Origin of the sequence: Varibaculum cambriense (genome assembly GCF_032557235.1) — a bacterium.
Classification (GTDB): Bacteria; Actinomycetota; Actinomycetes; order Actinomycetales; family Actinomycetaceae; genus Varibaculum; species Varibaculum cambriense_C.
Genome location: NZ_JAWGMB010000006.1, coordinates 61,539 through 86,303 on the forward strand (window position 1 = coordinate 61,539; position 24,765 = coordinate 86,303).

Annotated in this window: 25 protein-coding genes; 24 read left to right on the forward strand and 1 reads right to left on the reverse strand. The window is 52.2% G+C overall.

Annotation, left to right across the window (positions count from 1 at the left end; all coding sequences use genetic code 11):
- The first annotated feature begins 3 nt into the window (after positions 1 to 3).
- Together purH and E6072_RS05985 are read left to right on the forward strand one after the other, a co-directional pair.
- A complete protein-coding gene (gene purH / locus E6072_RS05980) occupies positions 4 to 1,614 on the forward strand; it encodes a bifunctional phosphoribosylaminoimidazolecarboxamide formyltransferase/IMP cyclohydrolase (RefSeq protein WP_316694431.1) in 1,611 nt (536 codons plus the stop codon).
- A gap of 183 nt (positions 1,615 to 1,797) precedes the next feature.
- Positions 1,798 to 3,927, forward strand: a complete 2,130-nt coding sequence (locus tag E6072_RS05985; protein WP_316694432.1) for an alpha/beta fold hydrolase — start codon at positions 1,798 to 1,800, stop codon at positions 3,925 to 3,927.
- Here the strand turns inward: E6072_RS05985 and E6072_RS05990 are convergent.
- The gene (locus E6072_RS05990) at positions 3,924 to 5,360 is read right to left on the reverse strand and encodes a L,D-transpeptidase (RefSeq protein WP_316694433.1); all 1,437 of its coding nucleotides are present in this window, start codon (positions 5,358 to 5,360) and stop codon (positions 3,924 to 3,926) included. The two genes, E6072_RS05985 and E6072_RS05990, sit on opposite strands and share 4 nt — an antisense overlap.
- Before the next feature lie 359 nt (positions 5,361 to 5,719).
- Between E6072_RS05990 and rpmE the strand changes: the two genes are divergently transcribed.
- The 22 genes from rpmE (at position 5,720) to E6072_RS06100 (ending at position 24,765) form a co-directional block, all read left to right on the forward strand.
- On the forward strand, positions 5,720 to 5,938 hold the full coding sequence (gene rpmE, locus E6072_RS05995) for a 50S ribosomal protein L31 (RefSeq protein ID WP_316694434.1): 219 nt from the start codon (positions 5,720 to 5,722) through the stop codon (positions 5,936 to 5,938).
- A gap of 161 nt (positions 5,939 to 6,099) precedes the next feature.
- The gene (locus E6072_RS06000; RefSeq protein ID WP_316694435.1) at positions 6,100 to 7,149 is read left to right on the forward strand and encodes a galactitol-1-phosphate 5-dehydrogenase; all 1,050 of its coding nucleotides are present in this window, start codon (positions 6,100 to 6,102) and stop codon (positions 7,147 to 7,149) included.
- 5 nt (positions 7,150 to 7,154) lie between these two features.
- On the forward strand, positions 7,155 to 8,105 hold the full coding sequence (locus tag E6072_RS06005) for a sugar-binding domain-containing protein (protein WP_316694436.1): 951 nt from the start codon (positions 7,155 to 7,157) through the stop codon (positions 8,103 to 8,105).
- A 2-nt stretch (positions 8,106 to 8,107) separates the two neighbouring features.
- Positions 8,108 to 8,749, forward strand: a complete 642-nt coding sequence (gene deoC, locus E6072_RS06010) for a deoxyribose-phosphate aldolase (protein WP_316694437.1) — start codon at positions 8,108 to 8,110, stop codon at positions 8,747 to 8,749.
- Positions 8,750 to 8,776: 27 nt separating this feature from the next.
- The gene (locus E6072_RS06015; protein ID WP_316694438.1) at positions 8,777 to 10,315 is read left to right on the forward strand and encodes an FGGY family carbohydrate kinase; all 1,539 of its coding nucleotides are present in this window, start codon (positions 8,777 to 8,779) and stop codon (positions 10,313 to 10,315) included.
- Positions 10,316 to 10,527: 212 nt separating this feature from the next.
- Positions 10,528 to 11,631 carry a peptide chain release factor 1 gene (gene prfA, locus E6072_RS06020; RefSeq protein WP_316694440.1) on the forward strand — a complete coding sequence of 368 codons (1,104 nt, stop codon included), beginning with the start codon at positions 10,528 to 10,530 and terminating at the stop codon, positions 11,629 to 11,631.
- A gap of 19 nt (positions 11,632 to 11,650) precedes the next feature.
- On the forward strand, positions 11,651 to 12,505 hold the full coding sequence (gene prmC / locus E6072_RS06025; RefSeq protein ID WP_316694442.1) for a peptide chain release factor N(5)-glutamine methyltransferase: 855 nt from the start codon (positions 11,651 to 11,653) through the stop codon (positions 12,503 to 12,505).
- A gap of 76 nt (positions 12,506 to 12,581) precedes the next feature.
- A complete protein-coding gene (locus tag E6072_RS06030) occupies positions 12,582 to 12,983 on the forward strand; it encodes a hypothetical protein (RefSeq protein ID WP_316694444.1) in 402 nt (133 codons plus the stop codon).
- Positions 12,984 to 12,998: 15 nt separating this feature from the next.
- Complete coding sequence (locus E6072_RS06035; protein WP_316694445.1) at positions 12,999 to 13,622, forward strand: L-threonylcarbamoyladenylate synthase; 624 nt, start codon at positions 12,999 to 13,001, stop codon at positions 13,620 to 13,622.
- 9 nt (positions 13,623 to 13,631) lie between these two features.
- Positions 13,632 to 14,777, forward strand: a complete 1,146-nt coding sequence (locus E6072_RS06040) for an MraY family glycosyltransferase (RefSeq protein WP_316694447.1) — start codon at positions 13,632 to 13,634, stop codon at positions 14,775 to 14,777.
- Entirely contained in the window at positions 14,774 to 15,292 is a 519-nt protein-coding gene (locus E6072_RS06045) for a hypothetical protein (protein WP_316694449.1), read from the forward strand. The genes E6072_RS06040 and E6072_RS06045 overlap by 4 nt, the downstream gene beginning before the upstream one ends.
- A 177-nt stretch (positions 15,293 to 15,469) precedes the next feature.
- A complete protein-coding gene (atpB, locus tag E6072_RS06050) occupies positions 15,470 to 16,267 on the forward strand; it encodes a F0F1 ATP synthase subunit A (protein WP_316694534.1) in 798 nt (265 codons plus the stop codon).
- Positions 16,268 to 16,324: 57 nt separating this feature from the next.
- Entirely contained in the window at positions 16,325 to 16,528 is a 204-nt protein-coding gene (atpE, locus tag E6072_RS06055; RefSeq protein ID WP_024059362.1) for an ATP synthase F0 subunit C, read from the forward strand.
- Positions 16,529 to 16,551: 23 nt separating this feature from the next.
- Positions 16,552 to 17,106 (forward strand): F0F1 ATP synthase subunit B, encoded by a 555-nt coding sequence (locus E6072_RS06060; RefSeq protein ID WP_316694450.1) that lies wholly within the window; start codon positions 16,552 to 16,554, stop codon positions 17,104 to 17,106.
- On the forward strand, positions 17,106 to 17,936 hold the full coding sequence (locus E6072_RS06065) for a F0F1 ATP synthase subunit delta (RefSeq protein WP_316694452.1): 831 nt from the start codon (positions 17,106 to 17,108) through the stop codon (positions 17,934 to 17,936). The genes E6072_RS06060 and E6072_RS06065 overlap by 1 nt, the downstream gene beginning before the upstream one ends.
- Before the next feature lie 28 nt (positions 17,937 to 17,964).
- Positions 17,965 to 19,620, forward strand: a complete 1,656-nt coding sequence (atpA, locus tag E6072_RS06070) for a F0F1 ATP synthase subunit alpha (RefSeq protein WP_316694454.1) — start codon at positions 17,965 to 17,967, stop codon at positions 19,618 to 19,620.
- A 2-nt stretch (positions 19,621 to 19,622) separates the two neighbouring features.
- Positions 19,623 to 20,546, forward strand: coding sequence for a F0F1 ATP synthase subunit gamma (locus E6072_RS06075; RefSeq protein WP_316694457.1), 924 nt, complete (start codon positions 19,623 to 19,625; stop codon positions 20,544 to 20,546).
- Positions 20,547 to 20,573: 27 nt separating this feature from the next.
- Complete coding sequence (gene atpD / locus E6072_RS06080; RefSeq protein WP_278606040.1) at positions 20,574 to 22,019, forward strand: F0F1 ATP synthase subunit beta; 1,446 nt, start codon at positions 20,574 to 20,576, stop codon at positions 22,017 to 22,019.
- Positions 22,019 to 22,276: a F0F1 ATP synthase subunit epsilon gene (locus tag E6072_RS06085; protein WP_278606039.1), complete on the forward strand. Its 258-nt coding sequence runs from the start codon at positions 22,019 to 22,021 to the stop codon at positions 22,274 to 22,276. Before atpD ends, E6072_RS06085 begins: the two co-directional genes overlap by 1 nt.
- A gap of 37 nt (positions 22,277 to 22,313) precedes the next feature.
- Positions 22,314 to 22,736, forward strand: coding sequence for a DUF2550 family protein (locus tag E6072_RS06090; RefSeq protein ID WP_278606038.1), 423 nt, complete (start codon positions 22,314 to 22,316; stop codon positions 22,734 to 22,736).
- A gap of 69 nt (positions 22,737 to 22,805) precedes the next feature.
- A complete protein-coding gene (gene nucS, locus E6072_RS06095; protein WP_316694459.1) occupies positions 22,806 to 23,504 on the forward strand; it encodes an endonuclease NucS in 699 nt (232 codons plus the stop codon).
- Positions 23,505 to 23,544: 40 nt separating this feature from the next.
- Positions 23,545 to 24,765: an N-acetylglucosamine-6-phosphate deacetylase gene (locus tag E6072_RS06100; RefSeq protein ID WP_278606036.1), complete on the forward strand. Its 1,221-nt coding sequence runs from the start codon at positions 23,545 to 23,547 to the stop codon at positions 24,763 to 24,765.

The window sequence follows — 24,765 nt, forward strand, 5'->3', positions numbered from 1 at the left end:
GTCATGAGCGAAATAAAACCCATTAAACGGGCCCTGGTCAGCGTCTATGATAAAACCGGCCTTGATAAACTGGCGAAAAACCTACAGGCAGCTGGGGTTGAAATTGTTTCCACCGGTTCTACTGCTCAAGTGATTGCCGCTGCCGGGGTAGAGGTAACCGAAGTTTCCCAGGTAACCGGGTTTCCCGAATGCCTCGATGGGCGGGTAAAAACCCTGCACCCGCTGATTCATGCCGGGATTTTGGCTAACCGGGAGCTTCCTGCCCATGTTGCCCAGCTAGAAGAACTCAAAGTAACCCCGATTGACCTGGTGGTTTGCAATCTTTATCCCTTCGCCGACACGGTGGCTTCCGGCGCCGGGTTCGCTGATTGTATCGAAAAAATTGATATTGGAGGGCCGTCAATGATTCGGGCGGCCGCCAAGAATCACGCCGATGTCGCGGTGATTGTTGATCCTAGTTCCTACGACGATTTAGCTGCTGCCCTGCAGCGCGGAGGCTTCACTGCTGCGGAGCGTCGCGAACTCGCAGCTATGGCTTTCAACCACACCGCCATTTATGACACCCAGATTTCTTCCTGGTTTGCGAAGCAACTAAAGGGCGAGGATGAAGCTACCGCTGGCAGCGCCCTGCCTAACTTAGAACAGTGGAAACCGCAGCTCAAGGAACTGCACAGCTTGCGCTATGGGGAAAATCCGCATCAAGAGGCCGCCGTCTACCGCTTCACCGATGAAGAGGGCGGCCTGGCGCAGGCAGAGCAGCTAGGCGGCAAACCTATGAGCTACAACAACTACACTGACGCCGATGCGGCTTGGCGCGCGGCCACCGACCATAGCGAGCCATGCGTGGCGGTAATCAAACACGCTAACCCCTGCGGGATTGCAGTTGCCGAGGACGTAGCGAAGGCGCATTTATTGGCGCACGGCTGCGACCCGCTATCGGCCTATGGTGGAGTGATTGCCTGTAACCGTGAGGTTACTTTGCAGATGGCCCAGCAGGTGAAACCGATTTTCACTGAAGTAATTATTGCCCCTGACTATGAAGCAGAGGCGCTTGAGCTGCTGCAGACCAAGAAGAACCTGCGGATTTTGCGGATTGACGCAGATGCCCCGGTGCAGTGGGAATTCCGGCAGATCAGTGGAGGAATGCTGGCGCAAACTCGCGACCGCTTGCAGGCCGAGGGCGACAACCCCGAAAACTGGACTTTAGCGGCGGGCGCAGCAGCTGATGAAGCCACTCTGGCAGATTTAGCTTTTGCTTGGAAGGCAGTGCGGGCAGTGAAGTCAAATGCCATTTTGCTGGCAAAAGAACAGGCCACTGTAGGTATCGGTATGGGGCAAGTGAACCGGGTAGATTCTTGTGCTCTGGCGATTCAACGTGCAAATACCTTGGGGCAGGCGCCGGAAGCTGAAGCTGCCCCCGAGCGGGCACGCGGCTCGGTGGCTGCCTCCGATGCGTTCTTCCCCTTCGCTGATGGCCCGCAATCTCTGATTGAGGCAGGCGTGAAAGCCATTGTGCAGCCCGGTGGGTCGATTCGCGACGAAGACACCATCAAAGCCTGTCAAGAAGCAGGCGTAACCCTGTACTTGACCGGTACCCGCCATTTCTGGCACTAGGCTGCTGAGTCGGGGATAGAGACTAGATAATCGCTAGTTTTAATGCGGTGAATGCAGCATCGGGCTAAGTAATAAATTGCTTTGCAGTAGCGGTTAATCTGATTGCGTACTGATAACCTGGGGACGCCGGCAGGCGTCCCCAGGTTATTTTGATTTTCCAGGTGTGTAGTTAGGAGAGCGACGATGATTATCGCAGCAACAGATGGTTCCTCCCTCGGAAATCCCGGTGCAGGCGGCTGGTGTTGGTATCTGTCTCCTGATTGTTGGCGATCTGGTGGTTTTACGCTCGGAACTAATAATCAGGCAGAACTGATGGCAGTAGCCGATTTACTGACCGAAACTGCGGGTATGAATGATGATTTATTGATCCAGGCGGACTCCCAGTACGTGATTAATATTTTGACGAAATGGCGGTTCGGCTGGAAGAAAAGGGGGTGGAAAACTGGCGGTGGTAAACCGGTAGCCAACCTGGAACTGGTCAAACGCCTAGATCAGTTACTATCTGACCCTGCCAGGAGGGGGAAAGTTAGCTTCGAATGGGTAAAGGGGCACGCCGGGCATCCCCTCAATGAACAGGCAGACTCCCATGCGCAGGCGATTGCAAAGGCATTCCAGGCGGGGACTCCTCGGGAGGCGGATTTTGGGCCAGGCTGGAATACCGGCAAGAAGAATGCCGGTGGACGAGATTGTGATACAGCAGGTGGTAGTGCTAACAGTTCCGTACAAGAGCGGAAGCTGAAAGGTTGCCGCGAAACTAACGGCCAGCAAAAACCTGCCGCTCCGGCATCTGCCTTCGCGCGCCCCCTTTACCCGAAACTAGACCAAAATCCTAACCCCAAAGAATATCGTCAAGGACGTTACCTGATCCGCGAACACGTCCTCACTGTCCCCCTCTACCATCCGGAAGTAGCGTTAAACCTGTTCCCGGACTCGGCGAAAAATCCGGTAGTAAACCTGGAACGAGGGGCAGATAGCCAGGAAACCGGGGTGCAGAGCGAGCTTTTTGCGGTTAATTCCGGCGAACAACCCCGGCCAAAAGCGCCGGGAAACTCCGATATTTCGACACCAGGCAGCCAGTTCCTGCCTCCCTGGGTAGATGCGGAAATCAAGAAAACCAATATCGAAATTTATGCCCGCGAAATCGCCCTTGACGATGAGGAAAACCGTCCCTATCTGATTTATTTCCAAGGCGGCCCGGGGTGTAAAGGCTCTCGTCCGGCAGACTGGTCATCTCCCTGGTTTGGCGCTGTCCTGGAAAAATATCGGATAATCATGCTTGACCAGCGAGGAACCGGGCGCTCCACCCCGCTCGATAATGTCACTATTCCTGCCCTAGGAAACCGCGCTGGAGCCTGGTTGCGACTGATGCGCGCCGACCAGATTGTAGGGGACGCCGAAGCACTGCGCCGCGCCCTGGGGATAAAAAAATGGACGGTGATGGGGCAAAGTTTCGGTGGCTTTATTATTACCGCCTATCTGTCTCGCTTTCCCGAGGCTATCGAAAAATCCTATATCACCGGGGGGCTGCCGGGGCTGACCAAGGTAAACCGGATTTACGAGCAAACTTTCGCGGCTACCGCCCGGCGTTGCCAAGAATTCTACGCCCTGCCCGGTATGGAAGAAGCGGTTCGGCAAACCTGTGCACACGTGCTAGAACACGATGAATACCTGCCTAATGGAGAAAAACTGACCCCCAATCGGATTAGGCAGGTGGGTCTGGAGCTGGGACGTACGCTCGGCCTGGAAAATCTGCGCTACCTGTTCGAGGCGCCGTTTGTGCAGATCGGGGGTAAACGTCACCTCACTCAAGAGTTTTTAGGACAGGTAGGAGGACGAGTCAGTTATGCTCTCGATCCCCTCTACGCCCTCCTGCATGAAACTATTTACGGGAACGCGGTTCCGCAAAGCGAAGTGGAACCCACTGCCTGGGCGGCAGATCGGATTCGCGAGAAGGCTCCCGGATTTGCCCAAGCTGCCGATCCCCTCGATAAGACCCAACCTTATTATCTTACCGGGGAACATTTTGGTAGCTGGGTGTTTACCCGCGATCCTGCACTCAAGCCCCTAGCGGAACTGGCAGATGATTTGGCGGCGGAAACCGAGTGGCCGGTACTCTATGACCCGCAGAGATTGGCGGAAAACCAAGTACCGGTACATGCGGTAGTTTACCGGGACGACATTTTCGTTCCCCGCGCCCTATCGCTAAATACCGGCAGAGTTATGGGAGCAAATATCTTGGAGAAAGAGGATTTGCACCACGACGGGCTGCGCGCCAGCGGAAACCAGATTATTTCCTGGCTGCTATCCCGCTAGGAGTGGGATATAACCGGGGTACCGATCGGTGCCCACTCATAGAAATCGCGAGCCCCGCCCACCGGCATATTCACGCAACCATGAGATCCTCCTGGGCCTCCCCAGCCGAAGGATCCGCGCCAAGGAGCTCCGTGCAGCGCGTAGCCTCCAGAAAAGAACATGGCGTAGGGGACGTTCGGAGAAACATAGCGACTTCCGTCAGTATTGAATCCCCGCATGGTTTTAGAACGATATTTACGTTCGATAGCGAAGTTACCTTTAATGGTGGGGGTAGCAGGAGCTCCGGGAACCATAGAGGTAGGTCCCTTCACTACTGAAGCACCTTCATACCCAGTTACCGTGTAGTTAGAGAGGTTAACATCAATCCATTTTTCTCCCGGCGCCGCCATATAGGATAACTTTTCCGCGCCATCAGCAATGGTTTTGTCTTTGACGCTAGCTTTTTCAACCTGGGTTTCGTAGCTGAGGGAACTGTCTTGCCCAGCTGCAAAATTCTTCGTTATTTCTTGGGTTAGTTGTTCAACATTGCTGACCTTCACCCCATCTTTAGGTTCGGTCTCGGTTTTCAGAACTTTGCCGGAACTATTGACGAATCGTTTCCCGTCAACCTTCTTAACTTCAACTTCCCCTTTATTCTTGTTAACCCAGTCTCCGACAGCCTGTTGATTAACTTCAGGTTTAGCGGTTTTACTGATTGCAGGGATTTTTACAAAACTAACTTTTGCTTTCTGATCAGCGGTGAAGGTCTTTTCTCCCGCAGCAATCGTCACTTTGTTTTCCGTTAGTTTAACAGCTGCATCCGCCATTTGTTGTGCCATATCTTGGCTGGCTAGTGGTTTAACTGGGCTAACCTTTAGAGAGGAAAGTTGATCCTTTTGAGTGTCCATAACCTTGTTGGCTGCTGCGACCAGCGTATGGGTATCCACGCCGAACCCGTCCTTACCTGGAACCACTTCGAATCCGGTTCCTTCCGCATTAGCTTTCACTATCGGCTCGGTAGCGGGTTTGGCCTCTGGAATAGCTTTGGACAGATCCTGCGATAGTTTATTGGTTACCGCCGGATCAATGTCGTGAACGATATCCACCTGACGGGAAGTGAATAGGCTACTGAGGTAGCTGAAAGCGCTGTCTCGATTCGTGGCATTTTGCGCAGTAGTTTTCGAGTCCAACAGGTATCCGATTTCCTGGGGAGTAAAGGATTTCTCTGGGATTCCCTGTCCTGAGAAAGTCGCTTTATAGCCGGTTTGGGTGGCTTCCAGTTCTTTTTGGATCTGGGAGCTGGTCATTCCGGATACTTTTACTTCCCCTACCTTGGTTCCCGGCAGAGCCTTTTTTCCCATCGCGTAGTAGGTGACATAAATAGCGAATGCCGCAACCAGCGCCACCAGGGCGGTAACTATCACGGCAACAGTTATTTTTGCATTCTTGGACATCGATATCTTTGCTTCCGAACGGTCTAATCAAATAACATCTTCATCCTAACGGGCTTTAGAGCCTTCTAACATAGCCAGGGTGGGTAAGTCTGCTCACAGTGCAGGTAGAACCACTTTTTATTCTGTTTGACCAGCGGTAATAAGCCCCCGTCTCTCCTGCTGTTATGAGATTGTTATCAGAATTGTTTTTCGGATAGTGAACACTGGTGAGATGCAGAAAAATAAAAGGTCACTCCCACCACATTTTGCCTGAGAACTGGCGTTACCAACGCCCAAAGTGGCATAATCAAATCCGGTTCCGGTTCACCTTATGTAACCAGCATTTGGACCCGGCGCCCTGAGAACCTCAAGGAGAAACCATGAAACAGGGAATTCATCCCGAATATGTTCCCACCACGGTTACTTGTACCTGTGGGAACACCTTTGAAACCCGTTCCACCATTACCTCCGGCGTTATGCGGGTAGATGTGTGTTCCGCTTGCCATCCCTTCTATACCGGTAAGCAGAAGATTATGGACACCGGAGGACGAGTCGCTCGCTTCGAAGCCCGTTACGGCAAGCGCAAGCGCGAAAAGTAAGCTTTGTTTTAAGTGTGGCCGACGAGTGCGTCGGCCACACTTTTTATTTTTTCCACTGCACCATTGGTGCAGTTTTTTCTTTATTTGCCGTATGGGCTACCTAAACAACTAGCGTTTAGTTAGCAAGCAAAGAAGCTTGTTTAGACTGATAGGAGGCAGATATGGCAGAAAAAATGACTGCGGTAGTTATGTATGGGGTTGACGATATTCGGATGGAACAGGTGGATGTTCCCAAACCTGGCTCCGGGGAAGCACTACTAAAAATCGCTGCCTGTGGAGTATGCGGATCTGATTTAGACCGAATGTACAAAAAGGGGCCGCACAAACTGCCTCTTATCACAGGGCACGAATTCTCAGCGATAGTAGAAGAAGTAGGCGAAGGTGTAACTTCTGTGAAAGCTGGCGATCATGTGACGGTGCCTCCAATGTTGCCGTGCTTTAAATGCGGCCCTTGTCAGCAGGGGCACTTCTCGCTGTGTGAAAACTATGATTACTATGGATCGCGCCGACATGGAGCCTATGCAGAATACGTATGCGGTCCGGCCGATTTGTTATTGAAAGTTCCCGATAGTCTGGACTTAAGAGCTGCAGCAATGGTAGATCCGGCTGCTATTGCCCTGCATGCTATTCTCCGCACTAAGCTCACTGTAGGGTCACGAGTTGCGGTAACGGGCGGGGGCGGTCCTATTGGTCTTTTCGCAATCCAATGGGCACGAATCATGGGTGCTTCCCAGGTTGTCTCTATTGATGTGACAAAGGAGAAAATACCTATGGCAAAAGAAGCCGGGGCTGATGAGGCAGTTAGCGACTGGAAGGATTTGGGAGATATCGGCGGAGGCTTTGACGTCATCATTGAGACTTCTGGTGCCAGAGTCGTTCCTGATCTTGCAGTATCTGTATTGGCTCGTCATGGAGAGTTAGTCTTGATTGGTATTCCCAATGCTGACATCACCATTTCGGATTCAAGTTGGGCACGTTTGATGCGTTTAGAAGCGGCAATTATGGGTTCGTGGAACTCTTTCTCTGCGCCGTTCCCCGGCCATGAATGGAGAACCGCGGTAGAAAAACTAAATTCCGGAGACCTGAAATGGGAGTTTATGATTACCCACGAGCTTGGCTTGGATTCTGTAGCGGACACAATAAAACGTATGTACAACCGGGAAATCCATAGCTCTAAAGTGATTTTCATGCCGGACAAGACTCGTAAATAGTTCATATGAAGCTTCCGAGTGAATACCGCAGAGAACAGGTCTTGGGGGCGGCCAGACTATATTTTCTAGAAAGGAAAACCACCTCCCAAGTTGCTCAAGAGCTGAACTGTTCCCGATGGACGGTGCGGCGACTACTGCAAGAAGCCTATGACGAGGGGTACGTTTCGATCGAAATCGTTGATCCCTATGTTAGGGTCAGTGATCTCGAGGAAGAAATAACCCATCGTTTTTCGCTGTCCCGAACTATCGTAGTGCGGAATCGTTTGAATCTAGAGGATACCGTTACCGCAGTAGCCAATGAAAGCGCCAAATACTTAGCTGGGCTTAAGCCGATGCCTCAGCTTGTGGGGGTCTCTTGGGGACGCACACTCGCTGAGATAGCGAAAGCATTGGAATCAGGATGGGCAGTAGATCCTATGATTGTCCAACTCAATGGGGGAGTGGCTGCACTCTCTTCAGCTCAATCTGTCCAAGAAACTATTTTGAGCTTTGCCCAAAAGGCAAATGGTAAGGCTAAAGGTCTTCCTTGTCCGGCAATTGTTTCAAAAGTTTCATTGGCAAAGGATCTTCGCGAAGATCCTGGAGTAGTAAGTGTGCTCGATATTGGGCGTCAGGTCGATGTGGCGATTTTTTCTCTGGGAGCTTTGAGATTCGACTCGGTACTCGTTGAGTCCGGATGCATTACCCGCCAGGATGTTAGCTATTTAAGAGCCAATGGTGGCGTGGGGGATATTCTCGGTCGTTTTATTAACGGCGCCGGAGAAATAGTGAGTCCAGAGTTGGAATCGAGAACTATTGGTGTTGATTTAAAAACACTTAAAGGGATTAAAAATTCCATTGGGGTAGCTGTTGGTGAAAACAAAGCATCAATAACCAGAGCTGCTCTAAAAGGTGGCTTTATGACCACTTTAATTACCGATGAAAAAACAGCTAAGGAAGTATTAGCAGAAAGGTAATCATGACAAAAGTATCTGCAAATATTATCGATCACACCCTGCTGGCTCCTGAAGCCACATCCGAGGATATTAAAGAGCTAATTGAGGAAGCGGTGGAACTTGGTACTTACTCGGTATGCGTCTCACCGAGCATGCTACCTATTTCTACTCCTAAGTCTTTAAAGGTCGCTGCCGTGTGCGGTTTTCCAAGTGGTGCTCATGCAAGTGAGGTGAAAGCTCTAGAGGCAAAGCTAGCGGTAGAAAATGGTGCTGACGAGATAGATATGGTTATTAACGTTGGAAAAGTTAAAGAGCATGACTGGGACTATCTGGTTTCCGATATCAAAGCAGTGCGCGCTGCTATTGCCGAAGACGTGGTACTCAAGGTAATCATCGAATCTGCATGTTTAACCAACGATGAAATTGTTCAAGCATGTCAATGCGCAGAAAAAGCTGGAGCTAATTTTGTGAAAACCTCTACTGGATTCCATAAATCTGGTGGAGCATCCGTGGAAGCTGTGAAGCTAATGCGCAAGACGGTGAGTGACGAAATAGGAGTTAAAGCCTCTGGAGGCATTCGAGATCCCGAAACGGCTTCAGCAATGGTTGATGCGGGAGCTAATCGCCTGGGTCTGTCTGGTTCAAGAGCAGTTCTAAATAAGTAAAAATATCTATTAACAATGGGGTTAAAAATGGTTGATAAATTATTGCTGAGTATAGATGTTGGAACTGGAGGAGTAAGAGTTGCTGCTGTTACTCCGGAGGGCAAGATGCTTGATTCAGCATCCGTTTCAGTGGAGACTTACACTCCAAAACCTGCGCATGCTGAGCAAAATCCCCAAGACTGGTGGGATGGATTAAAAACTGCTGTTGGGAAGTTGCTACTTAACCTGCCGACTGACGCCTTCGCAGGAATTGCAGTTGATGGGACTTCTGCAACAGTAATCCCTTGCGATAGTAGTGGGAAGCCACTCCGTCCCTGCCTGCTGTGGATGGATGTTAGAGCTGCTAAACAAGCTGAAAAGCTTACCAGTACTGGAGATCCTGCTCTTAAATACGCGGGAATGCAAACAGTGTCTGCCGAGTGGGGTGTGCCCAAGCTTATGTGGCTGGCCGAAAATGAGCCCGATATATACAAAAAGGCAGAGGTGTTCGTTGATTGTGTTGACTGGATGAATTTCAAGTTAACAGGCGAGTGGGCAATGTCCATTTGTACAGCTACCTGTAAATACTTCTACGACTCAAACTGGTCAGGATGGCCTACTAGCCTCTACGAAGAGGCGGGAATTCCCGACGCCCTAGGGAAGCTACCTAGCAACGTGTTGAATATGGGCGAAGTAGTGGGTGAGCTAAGTCGTGGCGCCGCGCAAGAGCTTGGTTTGCCTGCGGGGATTCCTGTCACGATGGGAGGTATCGATGCTCATGTCGGTGCAATCGGACTTGGAGTCGTTGATGAAGGATCCTTGGCACTAATTACCGGTTCTTCTCACGTGATGCTAGGGCAAACAGATCAAGCTATCTATGCCAAAGGAATCTGGGGGGCATATTACGATGCTATTATTCCTGGTCTTTATACAGTTGAAGCCGGACAGATTTCATCAGGTTCAGTGAATAATTGGTTCACCAATAGGTTTACGGTTGATGCCCATAGTTCCAGGAACCTATCCGGAGATCTTTACAAGTATTTGGATGCACAGGCTCAAGAGATTCCAATAGGCTGTGACGGTGTCGTCGCGCTGGATCATTTCCAAGGAAATCGTTCTCCTTTTTCCAATCCCTATTCCCGGGGAGCGTTCACCGGGCTGACTCTTTCACATACTGAAGCTCACCTGTACCGAGCTGTTTTGGAGTCGGTTTGTTATGGAACAAAAACTATTTTTGACACATTCCGGGATAAAGGTTTCGACCCGGTAAAAGTGGTGGTTTCTGGCGGGCCGACGAAATCGAGATTCTGGATGCAGATGCATGCAGATGTAACTGGGGTACCGATGTTATTCCCGAAGAATACAGAAGGGCCGCTGATGGGTGGTGCGATCTTAGCGTCAATTGGGGCTGCATTGCATGAAGATATTGGGAGTGCAGCAAAAGCTATGGTTGAGATGGCGGATGCGATTGAACCAAACTCAGATGCAACTAGCGAGTATCAGTTCTACCACCAGAGATATTTAGAAATATATGAAGCCCTAGCTCCGGTAAGTAGCCAAATAGTGCGGCATATTTCCGAAAGCTAGAGTACGGCGTCAAGCGGGGGTGCGGTTCAGTATGGGGAACTGCACCCCCGTTATTGATGTAAATAGTTCCAATAAATCCCTTTGCCGTATTCCCGTACTCTTCTAAATAATTTGTATTTATTTTCCCAGAGATCCCGGACAGTCATTTTTTGGTTCATCCCACCGGCAACGTAGAGTAGAAGTCAGTTCGCGAAGAGTTATAAGGAGCAACTGTGGGATCGCCGATTGACGAGGAAGCTGTAGAAGCCCTCATCGCAGAAAAAACTGAACTGGAAATGAAGATGGGCGATCCCCAAGTGCAAAAGGATCAGCAGCAGGCTCGCAAAATCGGTCGCCGTCACACCCAGTTGGCGCAGATAGCGAAAGCCTATGAGACCTGGAAGAGTGCGCGGGAAGATTTACAGGCCGGACAAGAGTTGGCTAAGGAAGATCCGGACTTTGCCTCCGAGATTCCCCAGATGGAACAGGCTGAAAGCAAAGCGTTAGATAAGCTACGTAAAGTGTTGGCACCCCGCGATCCTGATGATGCTCGTGACGTCATTATGGAGATTAAAGCGGGTGCAGGTGGGGATGAATCCGCCCTCTTCGCTGGGGATTTGCTGCGGATGTACGAACGTTTTGCAGAAACCAAAGGCTGGAGCGTGCAGATCATGGACTCCACTGTGAATGATCTGGGCGGAATCAAAGACGCCCAGATCGCAATAAAAGCTAAGGGGAACGTAGCCCCTGAAGAAGGAGTCTGGGCGAACCTAAAGTATGAGGGCGGAGTGCACCGGGTGCAGAGAGTGCCGGTTACCGAGTCACAGGGACGCATTCACACCTCTGCTGCCGGGGTATTAGTGATGCCGGAGGTAGAAGACGCGGGAGAGGTGGAGATCGACCCCAATGAGGTGCGGGTAGATGTATTCCGCTCCTCCGGACCGGGTGGACAGTCGGTTAATACTACTGATTCCGCGGTACGTCTGACCCATATTCCCACTGGAATCGTGGTCAGTATGCAAAATGAGAAGTCACAAATCCAAAACCGTGAGGCCGCGTTCCGGGTGTTGCGGGCTCGCTTAAAGGCAGAGGAAGAGGCGAAACGGGAGGCCGAGGCGGCAGAGCAACGACATTCTCAAGTGCGCACCGTAGATCGCTCCGAACGCATCCGTACCTATAACTTCCCGGAGAACCGGATTGCTGACCACCGCACCGGGTATAAGGCCTATAACCTTGACCAGGTACTTAACGGACAGTTGCAGCCAGTGATTGACTCGGCGATCAAACTTGATGAGGAGCATCGTCTAGAACAGCTTTCCGGACAGTCAGCTAACTAGATTCTGCTCGGATCTTCTGATGAGTGAAGCCGGTTTCTCCCGCCCGCAGGCGTTTAGTTGGGCACGCCAGCGCTATAGTGAAGCTGGAATTGAACCGGCGCGAGAAATCATGGCGATTTATTGTGCTGCTTGTGGAGCCGACGAATTTTTGTTTGCCCCCCAGGAATTAACTCCTGCTCAGACCCAAGATTTCCGGGAACTGGTGAAACGGCGCTGCAGTCACGAACCATTGCAGCATCTGCTAAAAGAGATGTTTTTCGGTTCCTTCCGCTTGTTTTCCAGCCCCGATGCCTTTATCGTGCGTCCGGAAACTGAGTACCTAGTAGAACTGGCCTTGCGCCCTCGGGGTGCACGAGAAGCGGGCTTGGCTGCGGATTTATGTGCAGGATCGGGCGCTATTGCCCTGACACTTGCCCGCGAGTTGCCTTCGGCTGCGGTCTTTATGGTGGAGATTAGTGAAAAAGCCTTGCGAGTAGCGCGGAAAAACCTGGAACGTTACCCACAGCTTGCGCGGCGAATTAGCGTGAGCTGCGCAGATGTGGCTGACCCTCGTTTATGGGAAGAGCAAGCGGGGCGTTTTGATCTAGTGGTTAGCAACCCTCCCTATGTCCCGCCGGGTACTATTACGCAACCAGAAGCCTTAAAGGATCCCCCGCTCGCCCTCTGGGGTGGGGGAGTAGATGGCCTTAATATCCCGAAACAGACAGTGAAACAGGCTTTTCGACTATTGGGTAAAGACGGAATTTTGGCGATGGAACACGATCCTACGCAGGGAAAAAAACTGTGTGAATACGCTGGTAAAATAGGATTTAGTCGGATGAGGACGGAGCGGGATCTCACCGGGCGTCCTCGCTATCTATTGGCACGAAAGTGAAGATCAGATAAAGGTCTGCCTTAAATAATGCTAACGTTAAGGTAAAGTGGCTGGAAGATAGCAGAAGGGTACGGCAATGGCGGCTTGGTTTCGCGCGGTAGGAGCAGCAACCGCCGCGGCGCTAGTACCTATGGTTTTCACCGCTACCGCCTTCGCAGAGGATCCGTCCCCCCAACCAACTTTGCATTACGTGGAAGCTCCTCTGGACAGCCCTCCCAGTACTACCAGTAGCACCCCTAAAGAAGTCACGATTACTGCCGAGGCGGAGCCAACGACTCCGATGCCTATCCCGGAAACTAGCGAGCCTACTCCTACCGGACAGATGAATCCTCCTTCCGCGTCAAATAGAACCTCCGCTGCCCCCAGGCATCTAGCCCAAACCGGAGGTCAGCGCGATATTTGGCTGATCGGGTTTTCACTGCTTAGCATTTGGGTGGGAAGCGCAGTGATCACCTATGGGCGCAAGCAACACCGATAAGGCTAATATGCAAGTATGCGAACTCCGCTTAGTAAGCAAGATATAACTAGTCTCAAAAGTCTGATAGCGGCGGGAAAACTGCTGGTAGTACCCACCGACACAGTCTATGGAATAGCCGCCGACCCTTTTGCGGCTTCCGCAGTAGATCGGTTGCTAACGGCAAAAGGTAGAGGCCGGGATTTCCCCTCCCCGGTACTAGTAAGTAGTATTTCGCAAGCTGATGCATTGGTACCCAAGATTTCTCCTCTGGCCAGAGTGTTTATGGAGAGTTTTTGGCCGGGAGCTCTGACCGTGGTGTTGCCAGCGCGAAACGATTTGCCACTCGACCTGGGGGTAACGGGAGGAACTGTAGCCCTGCGCCAACCAGATCAAGTTGATCTTTTGCAATTACTGCAGGAAAACGGACCGCTGGCAGTAACCTCTGCGAATCTTCATGGGTTACCACCTGCACAAACGATTAAGCAAGCGCAAGACTATTTCTCAGATAAGGTCGCCGAGTATATCGACGCCGGTCCTAGTCAGATTGGAGAACCATCCACCATAGTTAAGGTAGAGGAAGCAGAATACTCGGTGCTACGCAGCGGGGCAATTCCGCCTCGTCAGCTTCAGACGGTTGCCGGGAAAGCAGCAAAACAATAGGGAGAGAATGTGAAAGCCTATCTGTTACTGGGGGTAATTGCCTGTGCGATTACTTTTTTGGTGACCCCGATAGTGCGCCGTATCTCCTTGGCTCTTCACGTTTTGACCCCGGTGAGGGAGCGCGACGTTCACCAGGTGCCCACTCCGCGACTAGGTGGGGTTGCTATGCTGTGCGGCCTGTTAGGAGCGTTTTTGGTTTCGCGGCAGATGCCTTATTTTTCCCAGTTTTACGCCGATCCCCAGGTGTGGGCGCTTATCTTTGGTTCGATCGCCATAACAGTGCTTGGGGTAGTGGATGACATTTATGACTTGAACTGGTGGACTAAACTTTCCGGACAGGTCTTGATCGCGGCTGCGGTCGCTTGGCAGGGCATTCAAGTGGTTTCGTTCCCTATCTTTGGGATGACTATTCCCTCAACCAAGATGTCGATTCTGATAACCGTGCTGATCATAGTGTTTTCTACCAATGCGGTGAACTTTGTTGATGGTCTTGACGGTTTAGCAGCCGGAATCACTTTGATCGGGGCAGGAGCATTCTTTATTTATTCATATCTTTTGATTCGCCTGACCAACGCGCAAAGTTACGCCTCCTTCGCTGCCATGATCGGAATTGTAATTGTGGGGGTTTGCCTAGGTTTCCTAGCCTCTAACTTTCATCCCGCAACTATTTTCATGGGAGACTCGGGTTCGATGCTGCTGGGGCTGACCATTTCTTGCATGTTCATCGTAGTTACCGGACAAATTGATCCGGTTTCTCTGGGCACATCACAGTTCCTACCAGCAGCGATTCCGCTGCTTTTGCCGCTGGCAGTAATGGCTCTGCCCTTTGTCGACATGATAATGGCGGTGATTCGCCGTTTGGCCAATGGGCAAAGCCCCTTCAAACCGGATCGTCTTCACCTGCATCATCGACTTTTGAAGATGGGGCATTCGCATCGCCGCGCAGTGTTGGTCATGTACCTGTGGGCATTTTACTTTTCGGTACTGGCAGTTTGTTTGCTGAAGCTTGACTGGCGTCCCGAGTTAATACTGGCGGCGCTAGGTGGGATAACCTGCCTGATAGTCACCCTTTTCTACTTACCGGGATTACGTAGTTACTATTCGCTGGGCGCGGATCCCTATCCCCGACATGTACGAGGAAAGGATGGCCGATGAACGAAAATATCGAAAGCTTCTCCGAAGGGACGTCGGGGAGGGGCTTGACCCCTGCGCATCGAGACCCTGACACAAGGAGTCCGCGCACCCCGGAAGTCACTACAGTTGCTGATCGCTACGGCGCGCGGATGGCTATTCGCAAAGGAAATCGCGCTGTTGTCGTGATTTTGGCGATCCTAACCCTGATTTCTGTACCGGCGGCAGGAATAATTCGTTCTTGGCCAGGGGCTCTAGGGGCTCTTTGTGCCATGGGAATCATGTGGGTGGTGGCGGCCGTTGGAATCGGTGCCAACCGGATGGTATTGCGAGATCCCCTGCGCACCAGCGGCTATGTTTTTGGGGCCTATTTAGTGAAACTGGTCATAGTTATCGTGGCGGTAGCGATGCTTCGCCCTTTGCCACAGGTTGATAGCAAAGTGATTTTTCTGGTGTTGGTAATCGCAATTTTACTAACCACTATTGGAGAGGCGCGAGTAGTAACGAAAACCAATAAAATAAGTATCGGAAAGCTCTAGGCCAGGTATTTTTATGGTAAAACTCCGGTTAGTTCTCGGGGACGCAAGTCCTATGCTAAGTTATTTTAGAGGTATTCGGGAGTCCGTCCGCCGACTGAAATAAAGCGTTAGGATGGAATCCGGATCACGGTTTTCGGCCAAGATCGGCAGAATTGAAGGGAACAGATAGTGTCACTGATGCTTAGTGGGCTAACCACCCTGATACCGCAAGGCGGTTTCGAGGCACCTACCATTGACGAATTTTTTCCAGACGTAATAGCGTTCGCTGGTACTCCCTTCGAAATGAATCGCATCACCTTGGTGCGGATTGTGCTGCTGGTGGCTTTCTTGATTTGCGCGATCCTATACACGCGTCGAGCCAAAATGGTTCCGGGAGCGGCACAATCTACTATGGAGTACCTACTGGATTTTTGCCGCACTAATATTTCCGAACAAGTGATGGGCAAAGTATACGCCCAGAAATACAACGGTTTTGTGACCGCAATCTTCTTTACCGTCCTGTTTATGAATATCGGGGGAGTCATCCCCGGGTTAAATATTGCCGGTAGTGCCGTGGCGGGAATTCCGCTGCTTCTGGCAATATTTGTCTGGTTTTTATTCATCATCGCGGGAATCCGGGCACAGGGATTTGGGGGCTACTTTAAATCCTCGCTATTTATTCCGAACGTACCCAAAGTGCTCTATATTTTACTGACTCCAATCGAGTTTTTCTCCACGTTCTTGGTACGTCCCTTCACCTTGTTTGTCCGGCTTTTAGCCAATATGATCGCCGGACACATGCTGCTAGCGCTGACTATTTTGGCATCCAACTATTTCCTGCTTACGGCTGCCGGGGGCTTGAAGGTAATATCGATAGTCACCTTCCTGGCCGCAATTGCGGTGACCGCTTTTGAAATTTTTGTTGCGTTCTTGCAGGCTTATGTATTCGCGGTGCTGACTGCAGTCTACGTTGAGCAGTCGGTGCACTCCCATTAAAGACTTCCGCTTTTGGCGGGAAAACCCACAAATAAAGAAAAGAAAGAGAAGAAAATAATGACTGGATCAATAGCTACTCTTGGATACGGATTGGCATGCCTCGGCCCTGGTATCGGCCTTGGTATTTTGATTGGTAAGACCCAGGAATCTATGGCTCGCCAGCCTGAACTAGGTGGCCGCCTAACCACCAATATGTTCATCGGTATCGCCTTCGTAGAGGCGCTTGCCCTGATCGGTTTGGTTGCCGGATTCCTGTTCTAATCTAATCGTAAAAGGGAAACTTGATGTTAAACATGATTCAGCAGGCCGAGGCAGGTGAACACAATATTCTGCTACCTGCGATTCCCGAGCTAGTGTGGTCTGCGATTATTATCGCGATCTTCTTCTTCGTGATTTTGAAGTACGTTTACCCCAAGTACAAGGAAATTACTGACCAGCGCGCCACCACCATTAAAGATGGTTTAGAAAAGGCAGAGCAGGCGAAACAACAAATCGCCGACGCTAATGCCCAATCTGAACTGGCGTTGCGCGAGGCTCACGAAGAAGCAGCCCAGATCCGTTCGGAGGCGCAAGAGAGCGCCAAGCGGATCGTGGCCGAAGCGAAAACCCAAGCTAACGAGGAAGCTGAGCGTATTAGTGCCCAGGCACAGCGGCAGGTGGAAGCCAACCGGCAGGCGGCAGAGATTTCTCTTAAGACTGAGGTCGGGATGCTGGCTGCAGAATTGGCAGAGAATATTGTGGGCGAACAGTTGACGGATCGGGGCCTGTCTGCACGGGTAATTGACCGTTTTTTGGATCAACTGGAAACCTCCTGCGAAAAGGAAAGTGTTAGGAAATAATGCGCGCATCCAGTAGGCAAGCTCTAGAGCAGGGCAAAGCGGTTTTAGCCCGGCAAACGGGCATGACTGCCCAGACTTGTTACGACTGGGCAGATGACTTCTTTGTACTATCTGACTTGGTGCAAGGCTCATCTAGGATTGCATTGGCGCTTACCGATCCGGCTCGTAGCTTGCAGGATCGGGTCAGGTTGCTTCAAGCCTTGGCCGAAAACCTTTCAGAGGTTGCACTTACAACCGTGGAAGGTGCTCTTAGTGCAGCTCCCAGCGCCCAAGAACTGCCCACCGTGATTGAAACTCTCGGTGAATACGCAGTACAACGCGGTGCTCAGACTGAGGGTAAAGCTATCGAGATCGCGGACGAAATATTCGCTTTGGAACGATTCGTGCGATCTAATCAGCAGGTACGCTCAGCGCTTTCGGATCGCAATCGCGAGCCAAAATATCGGGTGCGCTTACTAAAAGAGCTTTTTGGTTCCAGTTTGTCGCGTCCGGCTACAACTCTGGCTCTTCGGGCGGTAAGTGCTGTAAGTCGCGATAGCAAGCTGGAGGACTCGGTATCCTTAACTGGAAACTTGCGTCATATGCGCCGTGATCTGGCAGCAGCCGGCGATACGCTGGTAGCAACGGTGCAGGTGGCAACCCCGCTTGCAGATGCCCAAGCTGAGCGACTGCGGGATATCTTGTCCCGGCGTTATCAAAAAAACATTCACCTACAGGTGAGCGTAGAACCTTCGGTGCTAGGAGGCATGAAAGTTCGGGTGGGTTCCCAAATTTTCGATGGCTCCTTGGCCACCATCATTCAAGAAACAAAGCAGAAACTGGCCGGGTAGTACCGGAACGTTAGGAAAAGGCAATTTCATGGCTGAACTTCAAATCCAACCGGAGAAGATTCGTGACGCCCTCGCGGACTTCGTAAGCTCCTATGAGCCCACTCGCTCTACCGAGGACGAAATCGGGCATGTAGTGATGGCGGCTGATGGTATCGCGCAGATCGAGGGCTTGCCGGGGGCAATGGCGAACGAGCTTCTCAAGTTCGCCGATGGCACTACCGGATTGGCAATGAACCTGGAAGATCGCATGATTGGCGCGATTGTGCTGGGCGACTTCTCGGGTATTGAAGAGGGACAACCGGTGCGCCGTACCGGAGAGGTACTATCCGTTCCAGTGGGTGACGGGTATCTAGGGCGCGTTGTTGATCCCATGGGGCAGCCCCTAGACGGCCTGGGCGAGATTCAAGATATTGAAGGACGCCGGGTCTTGGAGCTACAGGCTCCCGGGGTGATGATGCGTAAATCCGTGCACGAGCCCTTGCAGACCGGCCTGAAAGCCATCGACTCCATGATTCCGATTGGGCGGGGTCAGCGGCAGCTGATTATTGGAGATCGCCAAACCGGTAAAACTGCGATTGCGATTGACGCCGTGCTTAACCAGCGAAAGAACTGGGAAAGCGGCGACCCCAATAAGCAGGTACGTTGCATCTATGTTGCTGTGGGGCAAAAAGGTTCCACCATTGCCAGTGTGCGTGGCCAGTTAGAGGCCGCCGGAGCCATGGAATATACCACTATCGTGGCGGCGCCTGCTTCTGACTCTGCCGGGTTTAAGTACCTGGCACCCTACACCGGTTCCGCGATCGGTCAGCACTGGATGTACCAGGGTAAACACGTCCTCATTATTTTTGATGATCTGTCCAAACAGGCAGAAGCCTACCGTAGCGTTTCCCTACTGCTGCGCCGTCCGCCGGGGCGCGAAGCCTACCCCGGTGACGTTTTCTACCTGCACTCTCGCCTCCTAGAGCGCTGTGCCAAGCTTTCTGATGAGCTGGGTGGAGGCTCGATGACCGGATTGCCTTTGATTGAAACCAAAGACAATGACGTTTCGGCCTATATTCCCACCAATGTTATTTCCATTACTGATGGCCAGATCTTCTTACAGTCGGATCTGTTTAACTCCAACCAACGTCCGGCCGTGGATGTAGGTATCTCGGTTTCTCGTGTAGGCGGCGACGCGCAGGTCAAAGCGATGAAGAAAGTCTCCGGCACTTTGAAGATTACTTTGGCGCAGTACCGAGATATGCAGGCTTTCGCGATGTTCGCTTCCGATCTGGATGCCACCACTAAGCGGCAGCTAACCCGGGGTGCGCGGTTGATGGAATTGCTACGTCAGCCGCAGGCTACTCCCTACGAGGTCGAGGATCAGGTTTGCTCAATTTGGGCAGGAACCAGCGGGTATCTGGACGATATTGAGGTTTCTGATGTGCACCGCTTCGAATCAGAGATGCTCGCTTATCTGCATGCCAATACGGAGGTACCCGCCAAGATCAAAGAAACCGGGCAGTTCGATTCCGATACCGAAGAGGCTCTAAAAGCAGCGGTCGAGAAGTTCCGCAGCGGTTTCGTTTCTTCCCAGGGAGTGCTGGACTCAGAAGTTAACATTCCCGAAGAGGTTTCCGAAGCTGAGCGTGATAACGAAAAACTGGTGGTAGATCGCCACAACAAGCAAGATAAAAAGGATTAACCTTGAGCGGAAAGCAGCGGATATATAAGCAGAAGATCAAGGCCACGCAGACGCTGGGTAAGGTCTTTCATGCTATGGAGCTGATCGCGGCCTCGCGTATCGGAAAGGCTCGCGAAGCTGCCACTCAGTCCACGCCCTTTGATACGGCAATCACGCAGGCTTTGGCGGCTTTAGCGATGCACTCTTCTTTTGATCATCCGATCACCAGGGAGCGACTGGACACTGATCGGGTAGCAGTCATGTGTGTTACCTCCGATCGCGGTTTGGCCGGTGCCTATTCTGCCTCCATCTTGCGGGAAACCGAAAAGCTGGTGGAAGAGCTAAAAGAGCGGGGTAAAGAGCCGGTGCTTTACGCCTATGGGCGTAAAGCCGAAAGTTACTTTCGCTTCCGCGGGATTGAGGTGGAGCGATCCTGGAGCGGTAACTCGGATTCACCGACCATCGAGCAATCTTACGAGATCGCCGACGTTCTGACCGACACTTTTTTGGCGGACGTGATTCACCAGGGAGTCTGTGAGGTTTACCTGGTGTTCACCCGTTACGTGAACATGGTCAAACAGGTTCCGATAGTGCGCAAGATGTTGCCACTGGAGGTTATCTCGGAAGAAGAAGCCGAAGAGATGGATATTAACCTGGATACGCCCCAGGGCAAGGTACCTCCGCTATACGAGTTTGGGCCCAGCCCCGAGGCAGTTATAGACCAGATCTTGCCTATGTATGTGCGTTCGCGGATTCGCTCGGCGCTGCTGCAGGCAGCTGCCAGCGAGCTGGCCAGTAGGCAAACCGCGATGCACACTGCCAATGACAATGCTCAGGACATGATTGAGCGCTATACCCGCCTGGCTAATAATGCACGTCAGGCAGAAATTACTACTGAAATAACGGAGATCGTCGGCGGGGCGGAAGCCTTGGCCGCTGGTCGCTAGAGGAAACAAAGGATTAAGGAGACTCTAATGAGTGATACCGAACGGACTACGGGCGTGGGACGGGTTTCCCAGGTGATCGGCTCGATCGTGGACGTGGAGTTCCCGCCAGATCATCTGCCGGAAATGTACAATGCCCTGGAGACCATGATCCAGATTGAGGGCGAAGCTGCACCCCATAAGCTCACCCTGGAGGTGGCACAGTTCCTAGGCGACGATGTGGTGCGCTGCCTAGCCCTAAAGCCCACTGACGGATTGGTGCGCGGACAGGAAGTAACTGATACGGGAGCCCCCATTTCGGTTCCGGTAGGTGACGTTACCAAGGGGCACGTATTTAACGTGACCGGCGACTGCCTCAACCTGGAAGAGGGGGAGACCCTCGAGATTAAAGAACGGTGGCCTATCCACCGCGACCCGCCCTCTTTCGATCAGCTGGAATCCAAAACCCAGATGTTTGAAACCGGGATTAAAGTTATTGACCTGCTTACCCCCTATGTGCTGGGTGGGAAGATTGGTCTGTTCGGCGGGGCAGGCGTAGGCAAGACCGTGTTGATTCAGGAAATGATTCAACGCGTAGCCCAAGATCACGGCGGTGTGTCGGTCTTTGCTGGCGTGGGTGAGCGTACCCGCGAGGGTAACGACTTGATTCATGAAATGGATGAAGCGGGAGTTTTTGATAAGACCGCACTAGTCTTCGGACAGATGGATGAGCCTCCGGGGACGCGTCTGCGCATTCCGCTAACCGGTCTAACCATGGCGGAATATTTCCGGGACGTACAGCACCAGGACGTGTTGCTGTTTATCGACAACATTTTCCGTTTCACCCAGGCCGGCTCGGAGGTATCAACTCTGCTGGGGCACATGCCGTCGGCGGTAGGCTACCAGCCGAACCTGGCCGATGAAATGGGTCTGCTCCAAGAACGCATTACTTCGGTTGCAGGACACTCGATTACCTCGCTGCAGGCGATTTACGTGCCGGCTGACGACTACACCGACCCGGCTCCGGCAACTACTTTCGCGCACCTAGATGCCACCACCGAACTTTCGCGTGATATTGCTTCACGTGGTCTGTATCCGGCGGTTGATCCCTTGTCTTCGACTTCGCGGATTTTGGATCCCACCTATGTAGGTGAAGAACACTATCAGGTGGCCACCCAGGTAAAGTCGATTCTGCAAAAGAACAAAGAACTGCAAGACATTATCGCGATCCTAGGCATGGATGAGCTTTCTGAAGAAGACAAACTCACCGTGAACCGGGCACGCCGGATCCAACAGTTCCTGTCCCAGAACACCTATATGGCCGAGAAATTCACCGGGGTAGAAGGCTCCACAGTTCCGCTGGCTGAAACCATTGAGGCCTTTAAGCGCATCTGTGAAGGCACTTATGACCATATTCCGGAGCAGGCGTTCTTTAATATTGGCGGGATCGAGGATCTGGAACGCAATTGGGCGAAGCTGCAGAAGGAAGCGGCGTAATGAGTTCGCTTTCGGTTAAAGTAGTGACCCGCTCAGGGGAGCTGTTTAGTGGGCAGGCAGGCTTCGTCTCCCTGCCCACTACCGAAGGCTCACTGGGGATTTTACCTGGACACCTGCCTTTTTTAGGTACCATTACCGCGGGAAAAGTTAAAGTAGGGATGAAAGAAAATGACCCGGATGCCCGGGTTTTTGAAATAGTTCCCGGATTTGTTTCCGTTGATGAAGACAAGGTGACCATCGTAGTTGACGGGCTGTAAATCGAAAAGATTTGGCTATAGGCGATATAGTTAGGCCATGACGGCGCTAAAAGTTCTTCTGCTAATCATTTTGGTGATTGCCGCCCTAGTGGCTTTAATCGCCGCCTATTTTTTGTGGCGTATGAATCGCCTCTACCGTCAAGGAGCTTTTCTGTGCTCCTACCGACCGGACGTAACCTCCGGATGGACCGAGGGCTGCGCAGTATATGAGGCCGAGTCTTTAAGCTGGTACAAGGCGGCTGCTCTGTCATTCCGTCCCGACAAGACTTGGCCGCGTCGGCAGATAGAGCTAGGGAAAGTCCACAACTACCTGTCCAAAAAGGGGATACGGAACGTGGCGGTTCCGGTAACGGTGGATACCCATCGTTTCTGGTTGTTTCTTTCCGAGGACGATCACGCCGGCCTCGTATCCTGGGCAGAAGCCGCGCCCCCTCGCGAAATCCCCCAGTCCTGGGGTTAAGATGCTTGCAAACTAACGCCGGAAATGACCGGGTGAAGTAGATTTCCTGATGATCTAGAATAGACTCCCATGCGCGTATTTTTCGCTAATTGCTCCGTCGAATACAATGGTCGCCTCACCTCGTTTCTACCGATGGCACCGCGAATGATTATGGTGAAAGCCGATTCTTCGGTACTGATTCACTGTGATGGCGGTTCCTATAAACCCCTTAACTGGATGGCAGGGCCGGCTACTATCGAAGAATTACCGGTACCTCCTGAAGACGAGGCTGCCGGCATAGACCAGATTTGGTTAGTAGAATCAGCAAAAACTGGCGATCAGCTAAAACTGCGGATCGGAGAGGTCTTCTCGGAAACCAGTTGCGATCTGGGAATAGACCCGGGACTACAAAAAGACGGGGTAGAGGCGCATTTACAAGAGCTGCTGGCGGCGCAAGTTCCCGACATCCTGGGCGCCGGCTGGGAACTAATCCGGCGCGAGTATCCCACTCCGGTAGGCCCGGTCGATTTACTGGTTTTCGACCCCGATCTCAATCACGTCGCCATCGAAGTGAAACGCCGCGGAGAAATCGATGGGGTAGAGCAGCTTACCCGCTACCTAGATCTGCTTTCCCGCGATCCAATTATGCCGGAAGTGCGGGGGATTTTTGCGGCGCAAGTAATCAAACCGCAGGCCAGAACCCTTGCCGAAGATAGGGGGATTCGCTGTCTAACCTTGGATTACGATACGATGCGAGGAGTAGACGACGCCGAATCGCGCCTGTTTTAAGCCATGAAAAAACAACTTATCGGGCAGGAGCATTGCAGCTATGAATGAAGTATTTGCCATCCGCGGACGAGTAATAACCGCGAATCGCATAATTACCGATGGGGCAGTGGTAGTTTCCGGAGACGCCATTGTTTGGATAGGCGAATCAACTGCGGCTAAAGATGCTGGTTTCGGTGACGAAATACTGGCAGCCACCGCTCCAAGCGACGATCGCTACGTATTGCCGGGGTTGATCGACGTCCACTGCCACGGGGGCGGGGGTGTGTCTTTCCCCGATCTCCAGTCCGAAGACCAAGCCCTGGCAGCGGTGGCTGAACATTTACGCTGGGGTACTACCTCGCTGGTAGCCTCGCTGGTTACGCAATCACCGATGGTGTTGCGGGAGAAAGCAGAAATATTAGCCGGGATGTGCGCGGCAGGTAAACTCGCGGGTATCCATTTTGAAGGTCCCTTCATTGCTCAAGGGCATTGTGGCGCTCAAGATCCCGCGCATATTCAAGCCCCTAATGAACCCTTAGCGCGCGAGCTGCTGATTGCCTCCCGGGGCTATGCGGTGTCGATGACTTTCGCGCCGGAAAAACCTTACGCCATGGGACCTTCCGGAGTCGCCGAAACCTTGATTGCAGGTGGGGCAGTACCTTCCTTTGGACATACCGATACCAGTTCTAAGAAGATGCGGGACGCCTTGGTAGAAGTGCGGCAAACCCTGCAGCATTCGGCGCATGCCCGCTGCCCGCATGCGACGGTAACTCACCTGTTTAATGGAATGGCGCCCATGCATCACCGCGATCCCGGACCGGTTCCGGAGATCTTGGCGGATGCCGCCGGGGGCGGAGTGATTGTCGAACTCATTGCCGACGGTGTCCATGTGGATCCTTCTTTAGTACGCAACGTATATGAACTGATCGGGCGCGAACAGATGGTATTCGTGACCGACGCAATGGCCGCTACGGGGCTGGGAGACGGCGACTACGTCCTCGGGGGGCAAACAGTAACCGTTAAAGAGGGCGTAGCAACTTTGAGTCAGCGCGGCGGAGGGCTCGCGGGCGGAACCTCTCATCTCATCAACCAGGTGAAGATAGCGCATAAGGCAGGAATCCCGCTGGTAGATGCGGTGTATTGTGCTTCGGCGCAAGGGGCAAAAATCTTAGGAAACCCCCAATTAGGGCAGGTGGCTCCCGGCAAATTTGCTGATCTTTTAGTTACTGATGCCGATTTGAATCCTATGGAGGTTTACAAACGCGGATCCCGGGTATTTTAA